The organism is Helicobacter aurati, from assembly GCF_003364265.1.
Taxonomy (GTDB): domain Bacteria; phylum Campylobacterota; class Campylobacteria; order Campylobacterales; family Helicobacteraceae; genus Helicobacter_A; species Helicobacter_A aurati.
In genome coordinates this window covers 40,042-52,739 of the sequence record NZ_NXLW01000014.1, presented here as the reverse complement: position 1 = coordinate 52,739, position 12,698 = coordinate 40,042, and the positions used below count along the sequence as shown (strand labels likewise).

Sequence of the window (12,698 nt, the reverse complement as noted above, 5' to 3'; positions counted from 1 at the left end):
GGTTGCAAAACAACAAGACAACAAACAAGAAAGCTAATAGCAATTACACGTTTAATTAATCGATTAACCATTGAATGCTTTATGAGGTGTGTGAGGGAAGCATTTCGAATAGAGAGGAGATTTTTCATGACATTCCTTTATTTACTTAAATATTTCAATAGTATTATCTAAATGTCAAATAAAAGTCAAGTATACCGCGGCTTTATCAAAAAAATCTACTACCATGGTTAAGTATTCCTGTGAAAGCATTATTGAGATACATAAGAATCAAAATCAAAAGTACAACAAGTTAGTATAAACACTAAATTATAGGCTATCTATTTGTTTAAATCTACTGTCAATAACGTAAAACACTATTTATATTAATAGTAAACTCGACAGCTTCTTTTGGCGGAGGGGGAAATAGTCTTGTTTCCATATTACGTAAAAAGGCAACAACCGCAGCATTATACTCATTAAAGGGAGATTGATTAATCATATAGAGATACGACAGTCTGCCGCTAGCACTTACAACAATTCTTACAGTAGCTCCTGTTGGAGTTTGATAATAAAACTTATTTTTCTGCCATTCTGTCATCAAAATCTCTTGAATCGCATCATACCATTTATTATATTTCTCTTTGTCGTCAGAACTACCTGCAAATGTTGGTTTCTCTATAGCAATTTTTACCTGCATAGCTTGTTTGACATTATCTTGCAAAGTCCGAGTTGCTTGCTGCAATGCGCGTGTGCTTTGCTGAATCAATGCGGCATTCTGTGCTAGTAATTGTGCTTTTTCGTGCTGTTCTTTTGCTATTCTTGCTAATTCTTCTTCTTGTGCTTTTTTTTGTTGCTGTTGCTCAATGATTTTTTTATCTTGTATCGTCTCGGAAGGAATAAAGGAAAATATATCAGCCAAATTGGGTTGCGCTACTTTCCTGGGTACTTCTTGACTAGATTTAGGTTGTGGGTTTATTGGAACAGGATTGGATTCTATCGCGACAGAATCATTTGCGGGCTTGGATTCTTCAATAGTTGTTTGTGTATCTTGCGGCAAAGATTCATCTTGTGGCAAGACTTCAGCGAGTTCAATATTATCATTATCGGTAAAAATAAATTCAGATTCTGCGCGATGGGTATTAATAGGAATATTTTTACGCGTTACAAAAAGTACGCTCATCAACAAAGCAAACATAAGAACATACAAAATACAAGCGATAATCCCACTAAAAACCCAAAGCGAAGGATTCGATTGGGGATACACAACATCTGTTTGCATAATATTCCTTGATAATAAGCGGATTATTGTGTTCCTAAAGAAACCTTAGTGAATCCAGCATTTTTGAGTTTGGCAAACACAGGCATCACATCACCATAATACAACTGCTTATCGGCATAAATATAAACAGGTTGGCTACTATCAAAATGACCCGCTTGTAAGGAAAAAGTCTCCAAAAAATCCTTATAGCTAAAGCTACGAGCATCAACAAAGACATTTTTATCCTTATCAATTCGCACAGAGAGAACAGCATTTGACTCTACTTTATCACTTTTGGAACCCTGCGGTAAATTAATATCCTCACGATAAATAACAGCAGGGGTAGTAACCATAAGTATCGCAAGTAACACAAGCATAATATCCACTAACGGAGTAATATTGAGCTCTGGCTTCTCGTCAAGATGCAAATCATCCATAAGTTTTTCCACCCCATACTTCATTTTTGTTTAAATTAATCTTGGAGCTATCATTTTTCTTAATTATTCTGTTTTGAGCAACTTCTTCTTCGGCGGCAGAAATAGCAATGTCAATTTGAGATTGCAAGCAAATACCAAGCAACGAAATCTTTCGTCTTAGAATCATATAAAATGAATACGCTGGAATTGCACACAATATTCCCCAAGCAGTTGCTACAAGTGCCTTAGAAATAATAGGAGCAATCATTTCAAAAGTAGCCTGTCCAGCTGAACCTAAATGGGCAAATGCGTCCAATATCTCTACAACCGTACCGAACAAGCCTATGAAAGGGGCAGTCGAGCTTACAATGCTAAGAAATGTAAGTCCTTCACTAGCATTCTTTAGAATCTGCGACTTCCATACATGCAGCATCTCTCTTGAAAGAATCTTATGTCCATTAGCTCTTGAAAATACTGCGCTTTGAGGAATGCTAATATCCTTTGATAAGAGTAAATCAAGAGAATAAGATTCTCTATCCTGCATACCCCTGATAATAAACCATTTGTAAATAAAAATCCATAATGTAACAATCACATACAATGAAAGCCACGCAATGACAATCAAAGTTATAACACCGCTTGTCTGAAAAAAGCGAATAAACATCTCCATCTATAATCCTAATTCCTAAAACTTAAGACACATATCATTCATAAACTATTCATAAATTTGAGTGCATTAAAGATTCTAATAGACCGTTATTTTATCTTAAATTTGATAATGTTTTAGGCAAATTCTCTTGAGAAACATTAACTTCTAAACGCAAAACATAACCCTAAAATGCTACAATCCTAATTTGTTGCGAATAATTTAGAAATGGAGATTCCAATGGTAGAACGGTATGCGCGCGAAGAAATGAAGAAACTTTGGGATTTGAATGCCAAATATTCCGCATGGTTAGAAGTTGAAAAAGCCTTGGTGCGAGGCTGGAACAAATTAGGGGTGATACCCGATAGTGATTGCGAAAAGATTTGTAAAAATGCAAAGTTTGATATCAAAAGAATCGATGAAATAGAAAAAGTTACGAAACATGATTTGATTGCCTTTACGACAAGTGTCGCAGAATCTTTAGGTGAAGAATCTCGCTGGGTACATTATGGAATCACTTCAAGCGATTGCATTGATACTGCCGTAGCATTACAAATGCGAGATTCTCTCAAAATCATTCTACTTGACATCAAACGTTTGAAAGAAGCCATCAAATCCCGTGCCTATGAACATAAAAATACGCTTATGGTAGGACGTTCTCATGGAATTCACGGAGAACCTATTACTTTTGGGCTAGTTTTGGCGATATGGTATGACGAATTGCAGCGACATTATCAAGCATTAGAATCTACTTTAGAGATGGTTTCCGTTGGACAATTAAGCGGCGCGATGGGAAATCTTGCCCATACGCCTATCGAACTTGAAGAGCTCGTATGCACTGACTTAGGCTTAACAACCGTTAAAATAAGTAACCAAGTTATACAACGAGACAGATACGCAAGACTTATTAGTGATTTAGCCCTATTAGCAAGCAGTTGTGAAAAAATCGCCGTAGAAATACGTCATTTGCAACGTACAGAAGTCTATGAAGCAGAAGAATATTTTGAAGTAGGACAAAAAGGCAGCTCGGCTATGCCACACAAACGCAACCCTATATTAAGTGAAAATATTACTGGACTTTGCCGTATAATTCGCTCCTTTGCTATTCCAGCAATGGAAAATGTCGCTTTGTGGCACGAAAGAGACATTAGCCATTCAAGTGTGGAACGATTCATTTTGCCCGATAGCTTTATCACCACTGATTTTATGCTTCATCGTTTGAGTGGGCTTATTGAAAAACTCGTTGTATACCCCAAAAATATGCGTAAGAATCTTGAACTTACAGGTGGACTCGTGTTTTCTCAACGAATCTTGCTTGAACTTCCAAAAAAGGGAATTTCACGTGAAAAATCCTATCAAATCGTTCAACACCATGCAATGAAAGTATGGAAAGATTTGCAAGAGGGTAAAAGTGCGATTAATGCAAAAGGTGAAAGCTTATACTTAGAGAATCTCCTCGCGGATTCTGAACTACTTGCGCTTATCGGAGAGCAAGCTATTAAAGAATGCTTTGAATACAGCTACTATACAAAAAATGTGGATTCTATTTTTCAAAGAGTATTTGGAGAAAATGATAGATAATATGAAAATCACTAAATTACACATCCTAGAATCATAAACAACGAAGAATACTTTGATACAGATTCTCATGGGATGTTTCGTTTGCTTTGCAAACTCAACATGAAAAATATGAAGCTTTAGCCGAAGAATCTCTTAATAGAATCCCATAATGATTCTAGAAGAAATGTTTCACATACGTTCAACATGAAAAGGGAAAGGTAACATGACAAATAATAGAAATTTTCAGCTTTTACAAAACCTCAATATGACAAAATGTAAAGCAAGTACAACAAAATGCAAACACAAACCACAAAGCAAGAGATTACTCTAACATTCAATAAAACCCAATATGAAATTATCTTATCGCCTATAACCAAAAACCTGTATCTCTATCTTCGCTCCCTCAATCAATGTCGCCCCAACACAAGCTCTCACAGGCTTTGGCACATCCTTTAACCATTCTTCATAAACGGCATTCATTGCATAAAAATCATTCATATCATTAAGCCACATTTGCACCCTTGTAAGATGCGTTTTATCTGCATCAATACTGCTTAAAAGCCTGTCAATTTGGGCTAAAACCTCCCTTGTCTGTTGTTGTATAGAGGCATTAGCGTCAAGCATCACCTGCCCAGAGCTTTCAAAATAGCCATCATAAACGACAATCTGCGCTAAATAGGTATTTTCTTGGTATCTTTGTATCATGACAACTCCTTATGATAAGTTTGAGGTGCAAATGCGTGGCAAAACACTCCCGCAAAAGCAAGTGAGGCAAAAACTATCCAAAGTGCTACAGAAATAGAATAATGACTAGTAATAATAGGAAGCAAAAAAGTCCCCACAGTACCACTAATCCTTGAGCAAGCAACAACAAGCCCCACACCTGAAGCTCTTAGATTGGTCGGAAACAATTCAGGCGTATAAGCAAACTCAAGCACACCAGCACCCGCTAGCACGCAAGAAAAAATAGAAATTAAAATAATCACTAAATAAGAAGGCAAAGAAAAGCTATAAGCAGCTAAGGCTATCATAATGATTGCTAAGATATAAAAGCTACCCACAACAAAGAGCTTCCTTGAGATTTTATTGATAATATAAAGCCCAAGCACAGAACCTATAAATAAAAATAAATTATAAATAATGCCCCCTATATAAGGATCTTCTACTTTTAAGCTTGCTAAAATACTTGGTATAAATGTACTGATTGCAAAATAAGGTATGACTTGCGCTCCATAAAATACTATACCTACTAGAGTATTTTTAAGATTCTGCGCGTTAAAAAGATCAAAATATCTTGCGTGCTGATATTCCTCTGCTTTAGGAGCTAAGATATGCTCTCCAAAATATTTTTTGATAACTTCATTTGCCCTTTCTATTTGTCCCTTTTTTACAAGCCACAAAGGACTAGCTGGAGTATTGATTCTTAAAAGCATCACAAGACAACTCGGCAAAGCAGAGCTTAATAGAATCCACCTCCAAGCCCCGTCGCTAAAATCTTGCAAGGCAAAGCCGACAAAATAAGCTATGGTATAGCCTCCTACCCAACCTACCATCATCGCTGATAAAAGCTTGCCTCGATATTTTTTAGGCGTGATTTCACTGACTAAAGAAATGCCTACAACATAATCAGCCCCCAAAGCCAGCCCTAGTATAAATCTCAAAACAAAAAGTTCAAAAGCACTACTTACATAAAATTGCAAAATAGACACGATAAAAAACACAGGCATAGTCCAGATAAATATTGGCTTTCTACCTACTTTATCAGCTAAGACGCCCGTTAATAAAGCACCAAAAAATAAACCAAGCAAAGACGCAGCACCTATTGCTCCAAGCCACCACTCATCTAAGCCCAAATCCCCTTTGGCAAGCTCCATGCTAATGCCAATAACACCTAAGATAAAACCATCACAAAATTGCCCGCCAATGCCCGATACGCCCACTTTTAAGTGTGTTTTATTCAAAGGCATATCTTCAAAATAAATCTTTTGCATATTCTTCCTTGTTATCACGAAAATTTTATATATCACCTAAGGCGTTTCTTTGTTCATACCAAAGCCTTATCTTTGCTCCTATGCTACGTAAAGGCTCTGGAGGCATAAAGCTTGCTTTATTGTTTTCAAGGATAAAATCAAGATTAGGAGAATGATTACCCGCAATGAGCTCTGCTAAGTAATAGCCAAGATATACTCCCTTTGCCATTCCTACTCCATTGCTCCCGCCTATGCAGTAGATTCCATCGCCAAAATTCCCAAAAACACTTTGATGATTCAAAGTCATACATAAGAATCCTCCCCAAGTGAATTGAAATTTTTTATGGCTTAAATAAGGGAATCTTGCCTCAAAAGAAAGTCTATGTCTTTTATAAGCTCTTTGTAAATCTTCACTTTTGCATTGCAAATCAGGGAAAAAATCAAGCAAATTGCGCACAAAAATCCTTTTATCAGGCGTAAAACGTACAGTCGTGCCTGCTGGATGCGCCGAAGTCAAGCCATAGGCTTGAACATTAGGAAAATATTGATTGATTTCATTTTCGCTTAATGGCTCACTTAAAGAAGCATAGGTAAAAATGGGGGCTTGTTTGTATCTAACAATTTTAAATTCTTCTAAATGGGAATCTAAAGCGAGAATTAGAATCTTGCTTTGAATGCTTCCCGCTCTGCTTTTAATAATTTTAATGTCTTCTTTTTTTTCGAATGTAAGCACAGGACTTTCTTCAAAAACAGCTACATTGTCGGGCAAATGAGTCACAAGTCCTCGCATGAGAGCACTCGGATTCATTAAAATATTATCAGGCGTATAAACTGCCTCTTGATAATAGCTTGTGCCAAGCCTTTGCTCTAGCTCCTTACCCTTAACGCGCTCAAAAGCAAAGCCGCTAGGCTGTAAATGCTCCTCAAAAGCCCTTAAACCCTGTATGTTTGTATCCTCATGTGCGCACATATATTTCCCAGCCTTTTGCCAATGGCAATTGATATTGTGCTTATCAACTAAATCTTTTAAAAAGTCAATTGCAAAACAATTAAGTTCATAAATCTTTTTATCATGCTCAACATTAGCTTCACTACCATCAAGATTATGCGGCAAATCAATAATGAATCCTGCATTTCTAGAGCTTGTCCCCTGCCCTATCTTCAGAGCCTCAACAAGAGCTATTTTCGAATCTCTATATAAATTAGCAAGGCTTAAAGCCACGCTTACTCCCGCAATGCCCGCCCCAACGATACAAAAATCAAACTTCAAATCCTCTTGAAGCTTCCTGCCTAAAGGCTTGTCTTTTCCCTCACAAAGCTCATACCAGCCTATCTCTCCGTCGATTTTTGGCAAATGCTTTATGGTTGTCATTTTTATCCTTTGATATTTTTTATCTTTTATAAAGCATATTTTGATTCTGCTTAAAAACTCAAATATCAAAAGAAAAAAACGATTTTTTTGTTTGATTGTTACAAAACTTCATATTTTCAAGTTTTTTCTTAATATTTTTTGAAGTATAAATAAAGAATCACTTGCTTCCTGTTGCCCTATTGAACATAGCGAAGAATCTAAAAATAGAGATCTTCATTTGCTGCGCAAACTCACAATGACAACGAAGAAATGCAAATTTACAATAATAATGAATGAACGCTACGTAGCAAAAGAGCGTATTATCAAATATTGATAAAGAGTTAGGTACAATAACAGAACAATTTATAGGGTAATACAATGATAGACAAACAGAATTTTAAAGCTCTTTTATATTTTTTACATTTCAATTTCCAAACGTCTAGCAAACAAGGCACAACCAACACATCAAATAGGGATTCTACATCCCAAGCAACCAATTCCTATGAATATGAATATGAAGAAGCAACATACTTCACCAAGCACTTCCCGCAACACAACTGCACACTTGAAGTGGATTTTACTAAAGGTGAGCTTATCTACCCTAAAGAAATTATCAAAGAGAGCCAAACCACAAGCAACTTTTCACAAAATGAAAATTTTGTCGTCTTTGAATGCGTGCATAGACTGCTTGAAATGGGTTATAAGCCAGAAGATTTGGTGCTTGAAAAAACTTGGACGCTGGGACATTCGGGCAAAAGCGGCAGAGCAGACATCACGATTTTTAAAGAAAATGAAAAACAAGAAAAAGAAGTCTATTGCATTATAGAATGCAAAACCGCAGGCAAAGAATACGACCAAGCCAAAAAAGACCTTTTTAATAACGAAGAGGGCAAACAGCTCTTTAGCTATGCCGCACAAGCAAGAAGCGTAGAATATCTGGCAATCTATGCAAGCGACTTTATCCCCGCAGAAAATAGCACTATCAAAAAAGATAAAACCAATAAAATGCCCCCCCCGAACACACAAATAGGAGATTTGCAAACAGAAAACTTGCAAAGCACGCAAGATTCTAAAACCACAAAAGAAAACACCAAAAACACCGCACCAAACCAAAATGATACTCAAGAAAGCACAAAGCAAGACAATATCAAAATTTCTATGGAAGTTATCAAATTCAAAGATGATAAAAATATCCTTGATTTAAGCCAAAAAGATGATAGCCTGCTTACCTTTGCCGCAGCAAGCGAGACAAAAGACTTCTTTCGCGTATGGGAAGAGACCTATAACAAACAAAGCTATGATTCAAACATTATTTTTAACTCCATGCCCTATCAAATCGGCATAAAACCACTGCTCAAAAAAGACCTAAAGCCCTTTGATAAAGTCGATAGAATCACAACCGCCTTTAGAGAGATTCTGCGCCACAATAACATTAGCGATAGAGAAAACGCCTTTAATAAGCTCCTTAGCCTCTTTCTTTGCAAATGTGTCGATGAACAAAGCAAAAAAGACGATGAAGAGCTAGACTTCCAATACAAAAGCTTTAGCGATACCTACTTTAGCCTCTATGAGCGCATATTTAAGCTATACATCAAAGGAATGAATGATTTTCTAAAAGAAGAGGTTTATAAAACAGAGGATAATTTTGTCAAAAATACCATCCAAACCTACATAGGCAAAAACCGCGAAAGAATGCAAAAGGAGCTTGAGGAAGAGCTGCTTAAAGCCACGCTTTTTTCTTCCAATGCCTTTTCATTTAAAGAAACGCACAATAAAGACCTTTTTAAGCAAAATGGCAAAATTCTAGTCGAAGTAGTCGAGCTTTTATCGCCCTATAAAGTCTCTTATTCTAGCAAAGAGCAATTATTAGGAGAGCTTTTTGAGAAGCTTTTAAATGAAGGCTTTAAAGAAGATGAGGGGAGATATTTCACCCCTGTGCCTATCACGCGCTTTATCTGGAACTCCCTGCCTTTTGAAGATTTTATCAATCTTGAATCTGCAAGCTTCCCAAAAGTGCTAGATTTCGCCTGCGGAGCTGGGCATTTCCTCACAGAGGGCGTAAGCGCGATAAGCGATTATTGCAAATCCCAAAATAAACAAATCAACGATGAACAAATCTCGCAAAATTTCTATGGCATAGACAAAGACAACCGCCTAGCCCGCACGACTCAAGTAGCAATGCTACTAAATGGTGCAAATGGTGCAAAGATTCGCAGTATCGATGGGCTAGAATACAATAATGATTTTTATGGAGACACTCAACAAATCTTTGATATTCTAGTCAGCAATCCTCCCTATTCTGTCAAAGACTTCAGGCAGCACCTAAGCAAAAATGTGCTAAAAGGCAATGATAAATTTATCAAATACCAAGTGCTAGATTATATTTCGCTAAACTCTAAAGCGATAGAAAATGTCTTTGTCGAGCGGCTAACCCATATCCTCAAGCCAAACGCCCTAGCAAGCATAATCCTCCCTAGCTCAATCCTCTCCAACACCGACCTAGCCACGATAAAAACAAGGGAAATTTTGCTAGCAAATTTTGCGATTTATGCTATCGTCTCTTTTGGGAATCAGACCTTTGGGACGACAGGGACAAACACGATTGTGCTATTTCTCAAGCGATTTGAGGAACCGCCTAAGAAAATCAAGCTTTTGCAAGACAGCCTCGATGCAATTTTTAGCCAAAAAGATGAAAAAGACCTAGAAGGCTTCGAGGACAAAGCTATTTTTGAGAGCTATTTAGAGCTACAAAATATCCCAAAAGAAATCTATCAATGCTTTTTAGATTTGGATAGTAAATGCCTTGAAAATGAATATTTTACAATGCTTTATAAAGAGTTTGAAACTTCTAGTGAGCTTCAAAAGCTAGAATCACAAAAGAGCTTTAATGCCCTACCAAAAGAGGAGCAAGGGAAGCAAAAGAGCGAAAAATTCTTTGAATTTGCGCGAAAGCTTGAGAGAGAAAAGCTCGAGTTTTTTGCCCTAACCTATAAGCAAAAGACGCTTATTGTCAATGCCCCAAGCGATAATAATGAGCAAAAGAAATTCTTAGGCTACACGATAAGCCAAGCAAAAGGCAGACACGGGCTTGTAGAAACAGGGGGACTACTAAGCGATAGAGATAATCGCAACGCAGAGGATACTATCGCCTTTGCGATTAAAAGCACCTTTAGGGGCAAAATGCTCCAAACCCAAAGGCTAGAAAAATACCTCATCTATACCCAAACCTGCTTTTTACTAAGCTTTGATTTAGCGACCTTTAGCAAAGCAATAAACCTCAATCCGGAATATTATTACGATCCTACTCAAATTGATAATTCCTCTTGTCATTCTGAAACCTCCCCTTCTTGTCATTCTGAAGGAGTGCAAAGCACGACTGAAGAATCTCAAAACTTCTCTTGTCATTCTGAGGGCGACAAGCCCGAAGAATCTCATTTCTTAGATTCCAGAAGAGATGTTTCGCTTGCTTTGCAAGCTCAACATGACAAAGGAGACGATTGTCATTCTGAGGAAGCACGAAGTGCGACCGAAGAATCACTTAACTCAATTCGTCCTCTTAAAATATTACGCAAAACCTCTAACGCATCTAGCCCCTTTGTGAATTGTAAATATGAGTTGGTGAGATTAGAATCTATTTGTAAAATGTATCAACCAAAAACCATTACAAGCAAAGAAATTTTAGATAAAGGAAAATATAAGGTTTATGGGGCAAATGGTGTTATAGGATTTTACGATGATTTTAATCATAAAGATTCAGAAGTGGCTATGACTTGTAGGGGTGCTACTTGCGGAACATTAAATTACACAGAACCAGAATCGTGGATAACGGGCAATGCAATGATTATTACTCCATTAAATAATTTAGAAGTTTTAAAAAAGTTTTTATTTTACATTTTACCACTAGCAAATATTAAAAATGTCATTACAGGTTCAGCACAACCACAAATTACTAGAGCAAATTTATCACAGCTCAAAATCCCACTCCCTCCCCTAGAGATTCAAAAGCAAATTGTCCGCGAATGCGAAAAGGTAGAATGGCAATATAAACTGATTAAAGCCTGCATTGAGAGCTATCAAACTCTTATCAAGGCGATTTTATCTAAATGCAAAATCACAGAATCAAGCGACTTACAAACGCTCATCGACTCCACCCTTGCCCTTGTTGCAACTTGTCAAACTGAAGCCTCCTCTTGTCATTCTGAGGCTTTAGCCGAAGAATCCCAACCCTCATATTATCATTCTGAGCATAGCGAAGAATCTCTTAAGGATTCTAATAGAGATGTTTCGGCTTCGCCTCAACATGACAAAGGAGACGATTGTCATTTTGAGGGCGACAAGCCCGAAGAATCTCATTCCCTAGATTCCAATAGAGATTCTTCGCTTGTTTCACAAGCTCAGAATGACAACTCAACTTCTCCCTCCCAACACGAGGGGGATACTTCCTATACCTCCCCCCTCCCTATGCGGAGGGGGTTAGGGGGTGGGTATCCTAAAATAACAACCTTAGAATCAAAAGACAAAACACAAGATTCCACCCCTCCCCAACCTACACATGTCAGGGAGGAGCTAGGCTCTAGTCGTCATTTTAAAACCTCTCCTTCTCGTCATGTCTTAGGAGTGCAAAGCACGACTGAAGAATCTCCAAAACCCCAAAACATCGAAGAACTCATTGCTTTGATTCTAGCCCATATCAACGAGCTAGAATCAAGGCTTGATTGGGATTTGATTGCTAGTTGTCATTCTGAGGGCGACAAGCCCGAAGAATCTCTTAAGGATTCTAATAGAGATGTTTCGCTTGCTTTGCAAGCTCAACATGACAATTTAACTAGTCATTCTGAAATCCCCTCACATTGTCATTCTGAGGACTTTGAGATCGAAGAATCTCGATACTACAATACCGCAGACACGGAAGAACTGAATAAACTTTTAGAATCCCTCCCTACTCCACCACCAAACGGCTGGGAAAAAGTAAGGATTTCACAAATTGCAGAAAAATTAACAGCAGGCGGAGACAAGCCCAAAATATTTTCTGAAACCAAAACTCAAGAATGTAAAATTCCAATTTATGCTAATGCGGTGCAAAATGAAGGGCTATACGGATGGACTAATCAAGCTACAATTTTAAAAAATTCCTTAACTGTTTCAGCCAGAGGAACAATAGGGTATGCGGTTGCAAGATTCGAACCATTTTATCCAATCGTGCGATTAATTGTTTTGATACCAAAAAAAGAGTTGGTAAATTTAAAATTCCTAGAATCTTTAATCAATAATACAACAATTGAAAATAGTGGCGTTAATATACCGCAGCTTACCGTTCCAGAATTTTCAAGCCTACAAATCCCCCTCCCGCCCCTAGAAGCACAACAAAAAATCGTCTCTGTGATTGAGGACATAGAATCCAAGATTTCAAGCATTGATTCTAGCCTTGAAAGTTTAGAAAAAGAAAAAACCAAGATTCTAAATAGAACCTTAAACAACGACAAGAGAGAGAGAGAGACAAGGCGAAGATTAAACTAAT

Annotated in this window: 8 protein-coding genes; 2 read left to right on the top strand and 6 right to left on the bottom strand. The window is 37.4% G+C overall.

The genetic code is table 11. The features are described from left to right. Positions 1-337 precede the first annotated feature (337 nt). The 3 genes from CQA66_RS07190 to CQA66_RS07180 are packed head-to-tail and all read right to left on the bottom strand — an operon-like array spanning position 338 to position 2,323. Positions 338-1,258, bottom strand: a complete 921-nt coding sequence (locus CQA66_RS07190; RefSeq protein WP_104763600.1) for an energy transducer TonB family protein — start codon at positions 1,256-1,258, stop codon at positions 338-340. A gap of 23 nt (positions 1,259-1,281) precedes the next feature. Beyond that, positions 1,282-1,674, bottom strand: a complete 393-nt coding sequence (locus CQA66_RS07185) for a biopolymer transporter ExbD (protein ID WP_104763601.1) — start codon at positions 1,672-1,674, stop codon at positions 1,282-1,284. Beyond that, positions 1,667-2,323: a MotA/TolQ/ExbB proton channel family protein gene (locus CQA66_RS07180; protein ID WP_104763602.1), complete on the bottom strand. Its 657-nt coding sequence runs from the start codon at positions 2,321-2,323 to the stop codon at positions 1,667-1,669. Before CQA66_RS07180 ends, CQA66_RS07185 begins: the two co-directional genes overlap by 8 nt. A gap of 216 nt (positions 2,324-2,539) precedes the next feature. On the opposite strand from CQA66_RS07180, the gene purB reads away from it, so the two are divergent. Beyond that, on the top strand, positions 2,540-3,880 hold the full coding sequence (gene purB / locus CQA66_RS07175) for an adenylosuccinate lyase (protein WP_104763603.1): 1,341 nt from the start codon (positions 2,540-2,542) through the stop codon (positions 3,878-3,880). Between the two features lie 339 nt (positions 3,881-4,219). On the opposite strand, the gene CQA66_RS07170 is transcribed toward purB, so the two are convergent. Genes CQA66_RS07170 through CQA66_RS07160 form a run of 3 tightly spaced genes read right to left on the bottom strand, consistent with a single transcriptional unit; the run spans position 4,220 to position 7,201 of the window. After that, positions 4,220-4,564 carry a RidA family protein gene (locus tag CQA66_RS07170; RefSeq protein ID WP_104763604.1) on the bottom strand — a complete coding sequence of 115 codons (345 nt, stop codon included), beginning with the start codon at positions 4,562-4,564 and terminating at the stop codon, positions 4,220-4,222. After that, positions 4,561-5,850: an MFS transporter gene (locus CQA66_RS07165; RefSeq protein WP_104763605.1), complete on the bottom strand. Its 1,290-nt coding sequence runs from the start codon at positions 5,848-5,850 to the stop codon at positions 4,561-4,563. Before CQA66_RS07165 ends, CQA66_RS07170 begins: the two co-directional genes overlap by 4 nt. A gap of 25 nt (positions 5,851-5,875) precedes the next feature. Further along, positions 5,876-7,201, bottom strand: a complete 1,326-nt coding sequence (locus CQA66_RS07160; protein ID WP_104763606.1) for an NAD(P)/FAD-dependent oxidoreductase — start codon at positions 7,199-7,201, stop codon at positions 5,876-5,878. A 357-nt stretch (positions 7,202-7,558) separates the two neighbouring features. Between CQA66_RS07160 and CQA66_RS07155 the strand changes: the two genes are divergently transcribed. Continuing rightward, positions 7,559-12,697 (top strand): restriction endonuclease subunit S, encoded by a 5,139-nt coding sequence (locus CQA66_RS07155; protein WP_115582580.1) that lies wholly within the window; start codon positions 7,559-7,561, stop codon positions 12,695-12,697. Position 12,698 lies beyond the last annotated feature (1 nt).